Origin of the sequence: Kitasatospora sp. NPDC059722 (assembly GCF_042733235.1) — a bacterium.
GTDB lineage: Bacteria > Actinomycetota > Actinomycetes > Streptomycetales > Streptomycetaceae > Kitasatospora.
The window spans coordinates 81,322-97,256 of sequence record NZ_JBHWGD010000019.1 but is presented as its reverse complement, the minus strand read 5'-3'; the positions used below and the strand labels follow the sequence as shown (position 1 = coordinate 97,256).

Genomic DNA, 15,935 nt, shown 5'->3' with positions numbered 1-15,935 from the left:
GGCTCAGTCGTTCAGGGTGATCCGGATCCCGACCGTGCCGCGCTCGCCGCGCCGGATGCGGCTGCCGAGCAGGGTGAGCACGCCCAGCAGGCCGTACTTCTGGCGCAGCAGCGTGCGGTAGGCGGCGGTCCGCTCGGGGCCGAGGAGTTCGGCGGTGGCGGGGTGCTGGTCACCGGTGGGGCGGCCCTTGACGTCGCAGGGGCCGACGAGGACGTCCGCGCGGTTGCGGATCCGCTTGACCTTCCAGGAGTCCGCGACGGTCCAGACGCCGAGCGCGTCGCCGTCGCGGACCACCCAGACCGGGGTCGGCACGGTGGTGCCGTCCTTCTTGTAGGTGGTGACGAGCAGGTAGCTGCCGGAGGACAGCTCGACGATCCGGGCGAGCCGTTCCCGCGAGGCGGGGTCAGGGGTGGTCATGGCCGGAAGTCTAGGACGAGCGGGGCGCCCACCTGCGCCGACGTCACCAGAACTCGGCCAGGGCGCTCTGCTTGAACGGTTCGGGCGACACGCTCACGCCCCCGGCGAACGGCCGGTCCAGCACCGGGACGAGCAGCAGGCTGAAGCCGATCAGCGCGGCGACCGAGCCGACGAACAGCAGCCTGGTCCGCCGGCTGCGGATGCCGTACAGCAACGTCAGCAGCATGATGACCACCGCGCCGCCGAGGATCAGGACCTGGAGCAGCGCCGGCAGTTCGTCGCGGCTGGCGAAGATCCGGGCGCGGCGCTGGCCGACCGCGTCGTTCAGGCTGTCCAGGGCCTCGGCGTAGAAGGCCTGCTGGGACTGGGTCTGCGGCTCGTAGGCGCGCAGCGCCGTGTACAAGTCGTCCACCTTGGCGGACGTCGCCGCGAAGTCGCCGTGCCCGGCGTTCATGAGCGGCCACTGCTGCTCGACGACGGCGTGCACGTAGTCCCGGACGGCGCCGTTGACGGTGGCCTGGGCGTCCGGCGGGAAGGCGCGGGCGTCACGGACGATCTGGGAGATCGACGTGGCCTCGGTGGCGACCACCTTCTGGGTGTCCTGGAACTGGGTCCACAGATTGACGATGACGAAGGCCAGGATGATCCCGTAGATCGCGCCGAACAGGGAGAGCACGACGCCGACCATGTCGTTGTTCTCGCCCTCCACGAGCCGGGGGAACCGGCGGGTGGCGAGCGTGCTGGCGGCGATGGCCAGCAGGACGGAGCCGCCGACCACCAGGAGGGTCAGCGTGACGGTCGAGAAGCTGTTGAGCAGCCACAGTTCCATGGAGCCCCCCGGGCTCAGCGGCGGGGGCGGGCGCTGTGGACGAGGGCGCGGGCGCGGCGGGCCAGACGGCGGCGGCCGGTGCCGGTGGAGCCCCGGGTGCCGGTGCAACCGCCGACGGCGGGGGAGTCGTGGGTGCTCGGGGTGGGCGGGCCCGCCGGTGTGGCCGTGGCGACCGCGCCGCGGCGGCGTGCGGCTGTGCGGCCCGCCGCCCACAGGACGAGGGCCGCGGCGAGGGCGGCGGCCGTCCACGCGGCGGGGCCGAGGCCGTGCCCCTCGTCCTGGGCGGCCTGCGGCTCGGCCCCGGCGGCGGGGGCGGTGCCCGCCGGGGTGCCGGGTGCGCCCGGGGCGCCCGGTGCGGTCACCGGCGCGGTGTCGTCGACGAGCCGGCCGACGGGCTGCACCTTGCCGGCGGCCGCGAAGCCCCAGTCGAGCAGGCTGGCCGCCTCGTCGTACACCTTGCCCTGGGCCTCGGGGTGCATGACCGTCACGAGGAGGGTCCGGCCGCCGCGCTCGGCGGCGCCGGTGAAGGTGGCGCCCGCGTTGGTGGTGTAGCCGTTCTTGACGCCGATCAGGCCCGGGTACTTGCCCAGCAGCCGGTCGGTGTTGGCGATGTCGAAGCTGGTGCGCTGCCCGGTGAGCTTGTCCAGCCCGCCGGGGAAGTGGGCGGTGCGGGTCGAGCAGTAGGAGCGGAAGTCGGCGATGCGCAGCCCGGCGCGCGCGAACAGGGTGAGGTCGTAGGCGGAGGAGACCTGTCCGTCCATGTCGTAGCCGTCGGGCGAGACGACCTTGGTGTCGCGGGCCTGGAGGGTGTTGGCGCGGGCCTGCATCTCGGCGACGGTCTGCGCGATGCCGCCGTTCATGTGGGCGAGCACGTGGACGGCGTCGTTGCCGGAGCTGAGGAAGACGCCCCGCCAGAGGTCCTCGACGCGGTAGGGCAGGTTCTCCTTGACGCCGACGAGGCTGCTCCCGGCGCCGAGGTTGGCCAGCTCGGCCTGGGTCACCTGGTGGACGTCGGCGCGGTCGAACTTCGTCATGACGGTGTCCGCGAACAGCATCTTCAGCGTGCTGGCCGGGGGCAGCGGCAGGTGGGCGTTCTGGGCGGCGAGCACCTCGCCCGTGCCGGCGTCGGCGACCACCCAGGAGCGCCCGCTGAGCGCGGTGGGGAGCGCGGGGGCGCCGGCGAGCGGGGCGACCTGGACGGCGGGGCGGCCGAGCCGCTCGCCGCCGACGACGGAGGTGGAGTCCTGTCCGGCCGCCGCCGGGGCGGTCGCGACGAGCACGAGGACGGACACGGCGGAGGCCGCGGCCAGCCTGCCCGCATGCGGTGACATCTGCTGCACACCGCGAACGTACCCGCGCCGCCGCCGGGCCGCCGTGCCTGCTGCTCCGTCCGGTGCCCGGGCTACGCGCCGTCCCCGCCCGGTTCGCCGCCACTTTGGTCGGTCGAGGTCGCGCCGAAAGTCGGATTACCGGGAGGAGCCGTGTTCCTAGGCTTCCGGTATGAAGACCCTGCTCGGCTACCTCGGTTTCGTCCTGATCCTCGGCGGTGCGACCGGCCTGCTCTCCGACCACCTCGGGGGCTTCCGGCTGTTCGGCTTCGTGCGCTTCCTCGTCCCGGCCGGGCACGAGACGGTCGGGTACGCGGTGCTGCTGGCGCTGGGCGTGCTGCTGGCGATCCCGGCGGCCCGGCGGGACTGAGCGGGGGAGGACGGTCAGGCGGACGGCGCCGCGATCCCGTCGAGGAGCACGGCGAGGCCGCTGCGGAAGCCCTCGCGGTCGCGCGCCTGCGGATCCGGGTCGCCGCCGCTCTCCAGGGCGGTCAGGAGCGGGAAGCGCTCCGCGAAGTCGGGCGCGAGTTCGGCGAGTTGGGCCGAGCGGGCGGTCCACCAGTCCGCGTCGGCCACGCCGGTCGCGGTCGCCGCGTCGCGGGCCTCGGCGGCCACGCCGGCCATCCCGCGGACGAACTGCCACAGCGCGCCGACGGCCCCGCGCAGCCGCCGGGCCGGCAGTCCGGCCGGCCGCAGGGCGCGCAACAGGGCCTCCATGGCGGCGAGTTCGGCCGGGCCCAGGACCGGGCGGGCCTGCGAGACCTGGAGCATCCAGGGGTGGCGCACATAGCAGGCGTGCAGCGCCTCGGCCCAGGCGGTGACGGCGGCCCGCCAGCCCCCGGAGCCGTCGGATTCCGCCGGCATTTCGGCGAGCGCCCGGTCATGCATCAGGTCCAGCAGTTCGGCCTTTCCCGGGACGTACGTGTAGAGCGCCATCGCGGTGCGGCCGAGCCGTTCGCCGACGGCCCGCATCGAGAGTGCGGCCATGCCCTCGGAATCGGCCACGGCCATTCCCGCCGACACGATCGCGTCCACGCTCAGACCGGGCTTGGGGCCGCTGCGCCCGGTGCGCGGGGCGGGTTCGGCGCCGGGGGCGCGCCACAGCAGGGACAGGGAGCGGCGGGCGTCGCCCTGCCCGGCGTACACGACCATTCCAGGAACTCCTTATGGTGTAAAGTAACCGCATCACGGCAACTCTTTATGTCGTAAGGTTACCAATCCGCGAGATTGGAAGGAGTTCCGCGTTGACCCTGCCCGTCACCTTCGTCGAGGTCGCCGCCGTCCGCCGGATCACGCCGCGCGCCGCCCGGGTCACGTTCGAGGCCGCCGCCCTCGACGACACCGTCGGCGGCGCGCCCGACCAGCAGGTGAAGCTCTGCTTCCCCCGCCCCGGCCAGGCCGAGCCGGTCCTTCCCGCCCAGGGCGACGACCCCATGGGCTGGTACCAGGCCTACCTGGCCATTCCCGAGGCCGAGCGCCCGCTGATGCGCAGCTTCACCGTCCGCCGCCGCGTCCCCGGCACCCGGCGGATCGAGATCGACTTCGTCCTGCACGGCGACACCGGGCCCGCGTCCGCGTGGGCGCTGCGCGCCGAACCCGGCGACCGGCTCGGCATGGTCGGCCCGTCCGAGCTGTACGCCCGGCAGGTCCCGCTCGCGGAGGCCGCCGCCACCGCCGACTGGATCCTCCTCGCCGGCGACGAGTCCGCACTGCCGGCGATCGCCACGCTAGCCGGGGCGCTGCCGGCCGGCGTCCGGGCGCTCGCGTTCGTCGAGGTCGCGGACGAGTCGGAGCGACAGCCGCTGGACGGACCGGCCGATCTGACCGTCCGCTGGCTGTACCGCGGCGGCGCCCGTCCGGGCGTCGTGCTGACCGAGGCGGTCCGGGCCGCCGAGCTGCCGGCGGGCACCCCGTTCGCGTGGCTGGCCGGCGAGGCGGACGCCGTCCGGGCGCTGCGCCGGTACCTGGTGGGGGAGCGCGGGGTGCCAAAGATATTTGTCGATTTCTCGGGTTATTGGCGCTACCGGCTCACCCAGGACGACGCGCCGACGGCCGAGGACCTGGCCGACGCTCAGGAAAAACTCACGATGTCCTGATTGCATCCGGTCGGGGTTCGTTTGTCCGGGCGTTCGCCGACGAACGCCCGGACCTCCCCGAACCCGGCGCGGGTGCCCATCCGTATCCCTGGCCGGAACGGCCCCTGTTTGGCCCGGTGCTGACAGGGAAGAGAGACAACCGGTCAGTAGCGCACCCGGGGCGCGGTCCGTTTTCGCCCGGTACCGGGTGGCGGTTGTTCGCCAGTGTCCGATGTTCGCCAGTGGGGTGAACGGGGATGATCAGGCACTGCTTCGCAGGTGAGAGCAGGGTAAAGGTCTGCGATGGCCGGATTTCCGTCCTGCATTTTACTTACCGATGGTCATTTTTACTTTTCGATGGGGAAATCCCCCCTTGTCGTGGTCGTGCCGGATGCGCTGGAATGCGTCCGCTGTCGGGACGCGCGGTCCGGAGCAACCACGCGGCCGACCAGGATCCGCGTAGGCTGGACCGTGCAACCTGACGTCTCATCAGACGAAAGGATGTCCATTGATCGGCTGGCGGAAATCCCAGCTAGCAGCCGCCGTCACGGTCACTGCCGCGTCCATGGTCCTCGGTTTCGGGACCACGGCGTTCGGCGCTCCGATCCCCGACACCACCAGCGCCCCCCAGGCGTCGGCGGACGGGGCCCCGGTGCCGGTGATCGTGATCCTCAAGGACCAGATAGCGGACGCCCCGGCCGACAACGGCCACGTGGGCGCACGCCAGCAGAAGACCGAGCACGCCCAGGCTCCGCTGCTGAACAAGGTCAAGGCCAACGGCGGCACCAACGTCAAGAGCTTCGTGCTCGGCAACGCCTTCTCGGCCACGGTCAGCCCGGCCCTGAAGGCGCAGCTCCAGGCCGACCCGGCCGTCGCCACCGTGGTGGCCGACGCCCCGGTCGCCGTCACCCCGGCCGTCGCCGCCAAGGCGAAGGCCGCCCAGGCCGCCGAGAGCGCGAAGGCGTCGACGGCCGCCGCGACCCCGAACGCCGTTACGGGCAGCAACGGCGCCCAGGCTCCCGAGGAGAACGCGACCAACACGGTCTGCCCCTCCGACCCGAGCAAGCCGCTGCTGGAGCCCGAGGGCCTCTACTCGACCCGCGTGGCCACCGGCAACGGCAAGGCCGGCGCGGCCGACCTGGCCACCGGCAAGGGCGTCAAGGTCGCCTACATCGCGGACGGCCTCGACCCCAACAACCCGGACTTCGTCCGGGCCGACGGCTCGCACGCCGTCGTCGACTACCAGGACTTCTCGGGCTCCGGCTGGGACTCCCCGACCGGTGGCGCGGAAGCCTTCGGCGACGCCTCGGCGGTCATCGCCCAGGGCCGCCAGGTCTACGACGTCGCGAACTTCGTGAACCAGACGGCGCACCCGCTGCCGGCCGGCTGCACCATCCGCGTCAAGGGCATCGCCCCGGACGCGGACCTCGTCGCCCTCAAGGCGGGTGGCGAGATGATGTCCAACTCGTCGATCCTGCAGGCGATCGACTACGCGGTGCGGGTCCAGCACGTCGACGTGCTGAACGAGTCCTTCGGCGGCAACCCGACGCCGGACTCCAGCGCCCACGACACCATCTCGCTCTTCAACGACGAGGCCGTCAAGGCCGGTGTCACGGTCTCCGTCTCCTCCGGCGACGCCGGCCTGAGCGGCACCGTCGGCTCCCCGGCCACCGACCCGAACGTCATCGCGGTCGGCGCCTCGACGGACAACCAGAACTACCAGCAGACCGGTTACGCGGGTGCCGGGTTCTCCAACAAGACCTGGAGCAACAACCGCATCTCCGCGCTGTCCTCGGGCGGCTTCACCCAGGCCGGCCGTTCGGTCGACCTGGTCGCCCCGGGTGAGTCGGACTGGGCCCTGTGCTCGACCGACGTCACCAAGTTCACCGACTGCGGCGGCTTCGGCGGCAAGGCCGCGGGCATCCAGTCCTTCGGTGGCACCTCGCAGGCCGCGCCGTTCGTGACCGGCGCCGCGGCCCTGGTCATCCAGGCCTACCGCGACACCCACGGCGGCGACTCGCCGTCCCCGGCCCTGGTGAAGAAGTTCATCACCGGCACCGCCACCGACCTCGGCGTCCCGGCCGAGGAGCAGGGCGCGGGTCTGCTGAACGTCCGCGGCGCCGTCGAGGCCGCCCGCGGCTACGACGACGGTGACGGCACGCCCGGCAGCAGCCAGGTCGTCGTGAACACCGGTCAGCTCGACATCGCCGGCGCCCCGGGCTCGACCCACACCGCCGACGTGAGCGTCACCAACACCAGTGACACCACCCAGACGGTCAGCGCCGCCACCCGCAGCTTCGCGCTGATGGGCAACAGCCAGCAGACCGTCAAGATGGACTCGGCCTCCACCGACACCTTCAAGTACGCCACCAACGGCGCCACCTGGGTGAAGCAGCAGGTCAAGATCACCGTTCCGGCCGGCGCCGACCGCCTCGCGGCGTCGATCGCCTGGCAGGGTGCGGCCAACCCGACCGTCAACGGTCCGGTCGTCCGCATGACGCTGCTCGACCCGAGCGGCCGCTTCGAGACCAACACCCGCCCGCAGGGCGGTGCCACCCCGGCCAACTTCGGCCTGGTGGACGTCCCGCACCCGGTCGCCGGCGACTGGACCGCGGTCCTCTACACCCCGCAGGGCAAGGGCGGCTACACCGGCCCGGTCCAGCTCGGCGCCACCTTCCAGCGCGCGGAGCCGGCCGGTACCGTGGGCCCGAACGTCGTCGACATCGAGCCGGGTGACACCAAGACCCTCAAGGTCCAGGTCACCACCCCGGCCACCAGCGGCGACTCCAGCGAGGCGGTCACCGTCTCCAGCTCCAACGGCCAGACCACCAGCGTCCCGGTCATCCTGCGCAGCCTCGTGCCGGTCACCAACGGCGACGGCGCCTTCTCCGGCACCATCACCGGCGGCAACGGCCGCAGCGGCTCGCCCACGCAGAGCTTCTCCTACGCGTTCGACGTCCCGAAGGGTCAGAAGGACCTTCGGGTCGGCGTCACCGTCAAGGACTCCAAGCTCCTCATGCAGGGCGCGCTCATCAGCCCGAACGGCACCCCGGTCGACATCGAGGGCAACGCCCTCCTCGACGCCCAGGGCAACCTGACCGGCACCGGCGCGGGCGTCTCGGCCACCGCGGTCAACCCGGCCGAGGGCCGCTGGCGCTTCGTGTTCAACGTGATCGGCTCGGTCAGCGGTCAGCAGCTCGGCCAGGACTTCGCGGGCACCATCGGCTTCAACAAGAACGTGGCCACCGCCGCGGGCCTGCCGACCGACGCGAAGACCAAGCTCGCCGCCAACAAGCCGGTGACCTTCCAGGTCAACTACACCAACAACACGGTGGCGACCCAGCAGATCGCGGCCGACGGTCGTCTCGACCGCCGCACCGACGTGAACCTGGTGCCGCAGGGCGCCTCGTCCGCCGTCACCCTGCCGCTGTCGCTGACCTCCTCGGTCCCGTCGTTCCTGGTTCCGCCGGGCACCGACCAGCTGAAGGGCGTGGCCGCGTCCACGACCCCGGCCCAGCTGGAGCTCAGCGCCACCACCGCCTCGCCGGACCTGTTCGGCGACCTGAAGAAGGCCCAGAACGGCTCGACCATCTCGGTCGTGACGTCCAACGGGACCGCCTCCCAGCCGGTCGTTCCCGGCCTGTGGGGCACCTTCCTCCAGCAGATCGGCCCGTTCTCCAACGCGGGCGCCCCGGCCGGTTCGGCCACCATCACCGCGACCGCCCACACCCTGGCGTTCGACCCGGCGCTGACCTCCAGCACCGGTGACATCTACGCCGCGTCGGTCAACGCCACGGCCCCGGCCGCCACCCCGGTGACCGTCGCCCCCGGCGCCACCGGCTCGCTGCAGGTGACCATCACCCCGACCGGCGCGAAGGGCAGCACCGTCCACGGTGTCCTGTACCTGGTGTCCGGCCCGACCGGTGTGGCCACCGCCAACAACAGCGTGAGCACCACCGGTGCGGTGCTGGCGGCCCTGCCGTACAGCTACACGGTGAACTGACCCACCGCGCACCACGTGCCGAGGCCGTCCCGGATTCCCGGGGCGGCCTCGGCCGCGTTTCCGGCCGGTACCGCTGGGCAGGGTCCGAACGAATGGCCGCAACGGATTCCGATGTCGAACAGGGGAGCGGGAGTTGAGCGACGCGATCAAGCACAGCCACGTCGAGGTGAACGGTGTGCGGCTGCACATCACCGAGCAGGGCGAGGGCCCGCTGGTGCTGCTGCTGCACGGGTTCCCGGAGAGCTGGTACTCCTGGCGGCACCAGTTCGCGCCGCTCGCCGCCGCCGGCTACCGGGTGGTCGCCCCCGACCAGCGCGGCTACGCGCGCAGTGAGCAGCCCGAGCGCATCGACGCGTACACCCTGCTGCACCTCGTCGGCGACGCGACGGCGCTGATCGGCGCGCTCGGCGCCGAGCAGGCCGTGGTGGTCGGCCACGACTGGGGCGCGCCGGTGGCGTGGGCCACGGCGGCGCTGCGGCCCGACCTCGTGCGCGGTGTCGCCGGGCTCAGCGTGCCGCCGCTGCCGAGCGGACCGCGCCCGCTCGCGGAGTCGCGCGCGCAGTTCGGCGACGGCTTCTACCAGAACTACTTCCAGGAGCCCGGCCGCGCCGACGCCGAGCTCGCGGCCGACCCGGCGTCCACCTTCCGCCGCGTCTACGCCGGCTCCGGGCCCGGCGCCGAGCCGGCCGTGTGGGTCGTCCCCGAAGGGCAGAAGCTGCTGGACACCGTCCCGGAGCCGGAGCGGCTGCCGGCCTGGATCACCGAGGCGGACATCGAGGCCTACGTGGCCGACTACGCGACCCACGGGGAGCGGGCGTTCACCGGCGGCCTCAACTGGTACCGCAACATCGACCGGAACAACGAGCTGATGGCGGCGTTCGCCGGCCGCCCGGTCCAGGCGCCCGCGCTGTTCGTGGTCGGCGAGCGGGACCTCGTCAACGCGATGGTCCCCCGGGACGTCCTGGAGCTCCTGCTGACCACCTTCACGCCCCGCCTCCACAAGCACGTCCGCCTGCCGGACACCGGCCACTGGACGCAGCAGGAGCGGCCGGCGGAGGTCACGGCGGCGCTGCTGGACTTCCTCGCGCACGTGGAGAACGGAGCTTCGGAGGGTTAGACGGGAAGCAGCCGGGCGATCAGTTCGCCCAGCCGGCGGGCGTTGCGGCAGGAGTGCATCTCCACGACGCCCGCGTAGGCGAGCGCGGCGGAGTCGCCGGTCGGCCAGAGCGCGGGCTGTTCGGGGTTGAGCCAGATGACCCGCCGCGCCCGGCCGGCGATCCGGCGCAGCGCGTCCAGGTTCGGGTCGCGGTGGTTGGTGCGGGCGTCGCCGAGGACCAGCACGCAGGTGCGCGGGCCGACCGCGTCCAGGTGCCGGTCGGCGAACCCGCCCAGCGCGGAGCCGTAGTCGCTGCTGCCGTGGTGGCCCATGACCCGGGCGTCGGTGAGGATCCGCGCGGCCAGCCGGGCCGGGTCGGTGCCGCCGCGCGCGAGCAGGTCGGTCACCTCGGCGGTGCGGTTCACGAACGCGAACACCCGGACCTTGCTGAACTGCTCGCTCATCGCCTGCACCAGCAGCATGGTGAAGTCGGCGAAGCCGGCCACCGAGCCGGACACGTCGCACAGCAGCACCAGCTCCGGCCGGGCCGGTCGGCGCAGCCGGTACGCCGGGCGCAGCGGCACCCCGCCGGTGGACAGCGAGCGGCGCAGGGTGCGGCGCAGGTCGATCTGCCCGCGCGCGGCGCGGCGGCGCCGGGCGGCCAGCCGGGTGGCCAGCTTGCGGGCCAACGGGTGGACGGTGCGCCGGAGTTCGGCGAGCTGGTCGCGGCCGGCGGCGAGGAAGTCGATCCGGTCGGCGGTCGGGGCGACGGCCCGTTCGGCGATCCGCTCGGCGCCGCGCAGCTCGGCGACGCGGCGGCGGGCCTCACCGGCGGCGAGGGCGCGGAAGTCCCGGATGCGGCGGCGGATCTCGTCGGCGAGGACGAGGTCGGAGACGTCGTGGGACGGGGCGCCGTTCGGCTCGCGCAGGGCGGCGAGGACGCGGGCGAGCAGCGTCTCGGGGGCGAGCCGGCCGAGCGCCTGGTGGGCCGACCAGCCGTCCGAGCCGGGGGTCGAGCCGGTGCCGTAGCGGCCGAAGGCCTCGACGGCCTCGCCCGCGAGCGCGGCGAGGGCGGCCCGGTCGTCGGCCGCGAGCGCGGCGGCGATGCGCTCGCGCAGCTCGTCCCGGACGGGGTCGGGGCGGCCGAAACGCGGTGCGTCGTCCTGCGGTTCGACGTGGCGCGCGGCCTCCGGGGTGCCGACGCCGAGTGGGAAGAACAGGTCGAACGTGGCGTCGAAGACGGCCCGTTGGCCGTCCGAGCGCAGCAGTGCGGCGGCCAGTCCGGCCCGCATCTGCTCGCGGTCGGCGAAGCCCAGGACGTCGAGCACGGCCGCCGCGTCCACCGTCTCGGCCGGGCCGATCCGCAGGCCGTGCCCGCGCAGGGCGCGGACCAGGCCGGTGAGGCGGGCGGCGGTGTCCTGCGGACCCGGGGGGTGCTGGGCGCTCATACGGCGGTGAGCTTCTCGGCGGCCTTCCGCACGTCGTCCTGGTGCTTGAGGATCACCCCGAGGGTGTCCCGGACCACCGCCTCGTCCAGCGTGTCCGCACCGAGGGCGAGCAGCGTGCGCGCCCAGTCGATCGTCTCCGCGACGGACGGTGCCTTGCGCAGCTCCATCGCGCGCAGCGCGCCGACCACCCGCACGAGCGACGCGGCGAGCGTCTCGTCCAGGCCCGGCACCTTGGCGCGGACGATCCGGCGCTCCAACTCGGCGTCCGGGTAGTCGAGGTGGAGGAAGAGGCAGCGCCGCCGCAGTGCCTCCGACAGCTCGCGGGTGGCGTTTGAGGTGAGCAGCACGAAGGGCCGGCGGGTCGCCGTGATGGTGCCGAGCTCGGGCACCGTCACCTGGAAGTCGCTGAGCACCTCCAGCAGCAGCGCCTCGACCTCGACGTCGGCCTTGTCCATCTCGTCGACCAGCAGCACCGTCGGCTCGGCACCGCGGATCGCCGTCAGCAGGGGCCGGGTGAGCAGGAACTCCTCGCCGAAGATGTCGGTGCGCGCCTCGTCCCAGCCCTCGTCGCGTCCGGCGGTGATCCGCAGCAGCTGCTTGGCGTGGTTCCACTCGTAGAGGGCGCGGGACTCGTCGATGCCTTCATAACACTGCAGCCGAACCAGTCGGGCACGACCGATTTCGGCCACCGCCTTCGCCAGTTCCGTCTTCCCCACCCCGGCCGGCCCCTCGACGAGCAGCGGCTTGCCGAGCCGGTCGGCGAGGAACACCGTCGTCGCCACCGCCGTGGACGCGAGGTACCCGACACCGGCCAACTGCGCTGCGGCGTCCGCCACCGACGTGAAGAACCCCGTCCCGTCGCTGTTCATTCCCGCTCCGCCTCCACTCGCGCCGACCGTCCGCCAGCACCCTACCGGCCGGTCACTTCGCTGTCGCGGGGTCGACTGGGGAGGTGTACGAACCGGGCGAGGCGGACGAATCCCTCCTTTGCCATCAGTTGGCTTGATCTATTGCGTGTTTATGTCGTCCAAGGCCGAATCACGTCGCGAATCAGCCAGTTGGCATGCGATCAAGACGAACTCTCCCCGCCCCTTCTTTCGGGCAATTTCGGCACTAGGCTTCCTCCGGGCATCGGGGCAACGGCCCTGGTGACAGCCGTTTCTGACGGACCAGGGGACACAGGGGAAGAGGGGGAAAATGGGTAACTCGCCAATGCGCGCGGGGCCGCCCGGGCGTCGCATACGCGCCCGGATCCTGTCGGTCGCGACGACGGTGCTGGCCGCTACCGTCATGGGGACGACGGTGGCCTCGGCACTCCCGGCCGACGCGAGCCCGGCGCCGCTGCCGACCGAATACCGCTCCAGGGTCGTCGATGCCTGGACGGGCGGTGGCACCGCCGTCCGTGACGAGGCCGAGAAGGCACTGCGCGGCTCGGATGCCGACATCACGACCTTCCTGACCAGTACGCTCACCAAGGCCCAGGCGTCGGACGAGCGCTTCGCCGTCATGTCGATGCTGAGCAACTCGGGCAAGGGCGTGCGGGACGCGGCCTCGAACGCGCTCAGCGGGTCGGACGCCGATCTGCACGCGTTCGTCACCAGCGGCTGGCAGAACCCGATGATGGACGACCGCCGCGCCGCGATCGTCACCATCGTCGACGGGGCCGACGTCGCCGTCCGCACGGCCGGGGCCAAGGCGCTCAGCGACGGCTCGGCCCAGGTCATGGACGACTTCCTGACCAAGGGCCGCTTCAAGGCGCAGGAGGAGGACGACCGGGTCGCCGTCCTGCGGCTCATGGACGTCAACACCGGGCCGGAGTACACCAAGCAGGCCGGCCGGGCGCTCAGCGGGACCCCCGCCGACGTTCGCGAGTTCCTGCAGAACGGCCAGTACCTGGCCCAGGCCAGGGACCAGGAGACGCTGTCCGTCAAGCAGCTCGCCCAGGCCGCGAACGATGCCACCAAGCGGGCCAGGACCGAGACCGCCGCCGCCCAGGAGGCGGGCGACCGGGCCGACAAGGCGGCCGAGCAGGCGAAGATCGCCGCGCAGAAGGCCGCCGTGGAGGCCGCGGCCGCCAAGGACGACGCGGACAAGACGGGCGCCGCCGCCAACAAGGCCGCTCAGGCCGCCCAGGCCGCGGGCGAGGCCGCGAAGACCGCGATCGACGCCTCCAACACCGCGGTGTCGGCGGCCAAGACGGCCGCCACCGCGGCCCGATCGGCCGCGGCCGCCGCTGCCGCGGCCGGCCAGGCCGCGAGCCGTGCGTACAACGCCGCCGCCGGTGCCGCGGGCGATGCCAGCCAGGCGAAGGCCGCCCGCGAGGCCGCGCAGGGCGCCCGCGACGCGGCCGCCGGTGCGCGCGACGCGGCGACGGCGGCCCTCAACGCCGCCGACGCGGGCACCAGGGCGGGCCAGGCCGGCTCCGCCGCGGCCCGTGCGGCGAACAACGCCGCCGCTGCCGCCGAGGCAAGCGCCCAGGCGGCCGGCTCGGCTGGCGTGGCCACCACCCAGGCCGCGAGGGCCCGCAACGCGGCCACCACGGCTCGCAACGCGGCCAACGAGGCCTCCGCCGCCGCCACCCGCGCCGAGAACCTGGCCACCGCTGCCGCCGCGGCCGCGAGCGAGGCCAACGTTCGGGCGAACGCCGCCGCCGACCACGCGGAGAAGGCAGCCAAGGCCGCCGACGACGCTGCCAACGCCGCCGGTCAGGCCCAGAACTGGGCGGACGTGGCGGGCCGGCACGCGGACGCCGCCGCGGCAGCGGCCCAGACCGCGGCCGACGCGGTCACCCAGGCGCAGAACATCGAGAAGCTCGCCCGCGACGCCGAGACGGCGAAGCTGGAGGCCGACAAGCAGCTCGGCATCACTCAGGCCGACCTGCTGTACAAGGACGAGCAGGCCACCAAGGTCAGCTACGACCAGCAGCAGACCGAGGCCGCCTCCCAGGACGCCGCGACCAAGGACCTGATCAAGCAGGCCGCCGCCTCCGGAGCCGACAGCAAGTCGGCTGCCAAGGCCGGCCGCGCCGCTGCGGTCAACCTGCTGAAGTCGACCGGTGCCTGGACCCGCGCCTCGGCCCAGGCCGCCCTCGCCGGGACGGACGAGGCGGTGGTGACCTGGGCGAAGTCGGACTACCAGCGCGGCCTGCGGCTCGACGATCGGGAGAAGATCGTCGCCGTCTCGAAGATCGGTACCGCTCCGCTTGCAGCGGCGGCGCAGAAGACGCTGGAGAGCAGCGACCCCAAGGCGGTCGAGGCCTTCCTCAGCGGTGGCGCGCTCCAGTCCCAGGCCACGGACATGCGGGTCCAGATCGTCAACCTCATCTCGGGTGGCGGCAAGGCCCTCCAGCGCGACGGCGGCGCCGCGCTCAGCGACGGCAGCGTGCCGGTCATGGCCGCGTTCCTGAGCAGCGGCTACGCCAAGGCGCTCGCCGAGGACGACCGGGTGGCCGCGGTGGTCGCCACGGACGGCGGCGGACCGAACGTGAAGGCGGCGGGTGCGGTCGCCCTCGCCGGACCGTCCTGGATGGTGCACGACTTCGTCCTCAAGACGCAGTACAAGGCGGCCCAGAAGGACGCCGACACCGACGCGCACGTCTCGTCCGTGCTGGCGATGATCGCCAACGCGGCGAAGGACGCGGCCGCCGCCAGCGCGAGTGCCAAGCTCGCCTACCAGATCGCGGCGAAGGCCCGAGGCGCGGCGCAGGACGCCCAGAACTGGGCGAACCAGGCTCAGCAGTCGGCCCAGCAGGCGAAGGGCTACGCGGACGACGCCAAGGCCAAGTCGACCGCCGCGGACGCCTCTTCGGCCGCCGCCGCGGCCGCGGCGCAGCAGGCCAAGAGCGCGGCGGCCACCGCACAGACGGCCAACCGCCAGGCCAACTACTCCGCGACCCAGGCCACGGCCTCCGCGAAGTCCGCGGTCAGCTCGGCGGCGAGCGCGAAGGCCTCGGCCGCCTCGGCCGCCGCCAGTGCGAGCGCGGCGGGCAAGGACGCGAGCGCGGCGGCCCAGGCCGCGAGCGACGCCAACGGCATCGCCGCCCAGAAGCGCGAGCAGGAGCAGGCCGCCGCGGCCGCGGCCGCAGCGGCGCAGGCCCAGGCCAACGCCAACAACCACGTCGACCCGGTGAACCAGCCGGTCAACGACCAGGTGACGGTCCCGGCGCAGGACAAGCCCGCTCCGGGCAAGCCGCCGAAGGACGACATGCAGTTGTTCCGGGACTACGGCGACTTCCTGGGCCAGGTCAGCACCTACAGCGGGCTCCTCGCGGCGGGTCTGATGCTCTTCCCGGTGACGGCTCCGATCGGTGCCGCCGTGGGTGTGTTCTCGCTGGCGGCCGGTGTGGCCAGCTCGCTCTACATCGGTATCGGCTATGGCTTCACCAGCGACCAGTTCGTCAAGTCACTGGCGGGCGTCGGCCTCTCCCTGATCGGCGGCCGGGTGGTCAGTGCGATCGAGAAGGGCGCCGAGGTGGCCTACGCCGGGGCCAAGGTGGCCGCCGGGGTCGGCGAGCGCCTGGTGAAGGCGGGGCACAGCGCGGTCTCCTCGATCGTGGGCTGGTTCTCGGACGACGACTAGCCTGTGTGTGTTCGAACAGCCGTGAATTGACAGGTTCGTGGGGGGCGCGGCGGGGGGGGGCCCCCCCGCGGGGGGGGGGGGGGTGGGGTTTATACGGGTGGTCTTGTGGGGGGTTGGTGGGTGTGGGTCGCGGTTATGGAGACGGCGGGGGTAGGGGGGGT

11 protein-coding genes are annotated in these 15,935 nt (G+C 73.1%); 5 read left to right on the top strand and 6 right to left on the bottom strand.

Features of this window, described 5'->3' with window-relative positions:
* Positions 1-3 precede the first annotated feature (3 nt).
* Genes ACFV4F_RS15500 through ACFV4F_RS15490 form a run of 3 tightly spaced genes read right to left on the bottom strand, consistent with a single transcriptional unit; the run spans position 4 to position 2,577 of the window.
* The gene (locus ACFV4F_RS15500; protein WP_380502795.1) at positions 4-417 is read right to left on the bottom strand and encodes a PPOX class F420-dependent oxidoreductase; all 414 of its coding nucleotides are present in this window, start codon (positions 415-417) and stop codon (positions 4-6) included.
* Between the two features lie 43 nt (positions 418-460).
* On the bottom strand, positions 461-1,246 hold the full coding sequence (locus ACFV4F_RS15495; RefSeq protein WP_380502792.1) for a DUF4239 domain-containing protein: 786 nt from the start codon (positions 1,244-1,246) through the stop codon (positions 461-463).
* Between the two features lie 14 nt (positions 1,247-1,260).
* Positions 1,261-2,577, bottom strand: a complete 1,317-nt coding sequence (locus tag ACFV4F_RS15490; protein ID WP_380502842.1) for a D-alanyl-D-alanine carboxypeptidase family protein — start codon at positions 2,575-2,577, stop codon at positions 1,261-1,263.
* A 169-nt stretch (positions 2,578-2,746) separates the two neighbouring features.
* Between ACFV4F_RS15490 and ACFV4F_RS15485 the strand changes: the two genes are divergently transcribed.
* Positions 2,747-2,944, top strand: coding sequence for a hypothetical protein (locus ACFV4F_RS15485; protein ID WP_380446900.1), 198 nt, complete (start codon positions 2,747-2,749; stop codon positions 2,942-2,944).
* A gap of 14 nt (positions 2,945-2,958) precedes the next feature.
* On the opposite strand, the gene ACFV4F_RS15480 is transcribed toward ACFV4F_RS15485, so the two are convergent.
* A complete protein-coding gene (locus ACFV4F_RS15480; RefSeq protein ID WP_380502789.1) occupies positions 2,959-3,726 on the bottom strand; it encodes a TetR/AcrR family transcriptional regulator in 768 nt (255 codons plus the stop codon).
* 92 nt (positions 3,727-3,818) lie between these two features.
* Between ACFV4F_RS15480 and ACFV4F_RS15475 the strand changes: the two genes are divergently transcribed.
* From ACFV4F_RS15475 to ACFV4F_RS15465, 3 genes are all read left to right on the top strand, one after another.
* The gene (locus tag ACFV4F_RS15475) at positions 3,819-4,670 is read left to right on the top strand and encodes a siderophore-interacting protein (RefSeq protein WP_380502786.1); all 852 of its coding nucleotides are present in this window, start codon (positions 3,819-3,821) and stop codon (positions 4,668-4,670) included.
* 544 nt (positions 4,671-5,214) lie between these two features.
* Complete coding sequence (locus tag ACFV4F_RS15470) at positions 5,215-8,652, top strand: S8 family serine peptidase (RefSeq protein ID WP_380446907.1); 3,438 nt, start codon at positions 5,215-5,217, stop codon at positions 8,650-8,652.
* Between the two features lie 133 nt (positions 8,653-8,785).
* Positions 8,786-9,769 carry an alpha/beta fold hydrolase gene (locus ACFV4F_RS15465; RefSeq protein ID WP_380502784.1) on the top strand — a complete coding sequence of 328 codons (984 nt, stop codon included), beginning with the start codon at positions 8,786-8,788 and terminating at the stop codon, positions 9,767-9,769.
* Here ACFV4F_RS15465 and ACFV4F_RS15460 read toward each other — a convergent pair.
* Both ACFV4F_RS15460 and ACFV4F_RS15455 read right to left on the bottom strand, forming a co-directional pair.
* Positions 9,766-11,196, bottom strand: a complete 1,431-nt coding sequence (locus tag ACFV4F_RS15460; RefSeq protein ID WP_380502781.1) for a VWA domain-containing protein — start codon at positions 11,194-11,196, stop codon at positions 9,766-9,768. The two genes, ACFV4F_RS15465 and ACFV4F_RS15460, sit on opposite strands and share 4 nt — an antisense overlap.
* On the bottom strand, positions 11,193-12,065 hold the full coding sequence (locus ACFV4F_RS15455) for an AAA family ATPase (protein WP_380446914.1): 873 nt from the start codon (positions 12,063-12,065) through the stop codon (positions 11,193-11,195). Before ACFV4F_RS15455 ends, ACFV4F_RS15460 begins: the two co-directional genes overlap by 4 nt.
* Positions 12,066-12,393: 328 nt before the next feature.
* On the opposite strand from ACFV4F_RS15455, the gene ACFV4F_RS15450 reads away from it, so the two are divergent.
* Positions 12,394-15,774, top strand: a complete 3,381-nt coding sequence (locus ACFV4F_RS15450; protein ID WP_380502778.1) for a hypothetical protein — start codon at positions 12,394-12,396, stop codon at positions 15,772-15,774.
* Positions 15,775-15,935 lie beyond the last annotated feature (161 nt).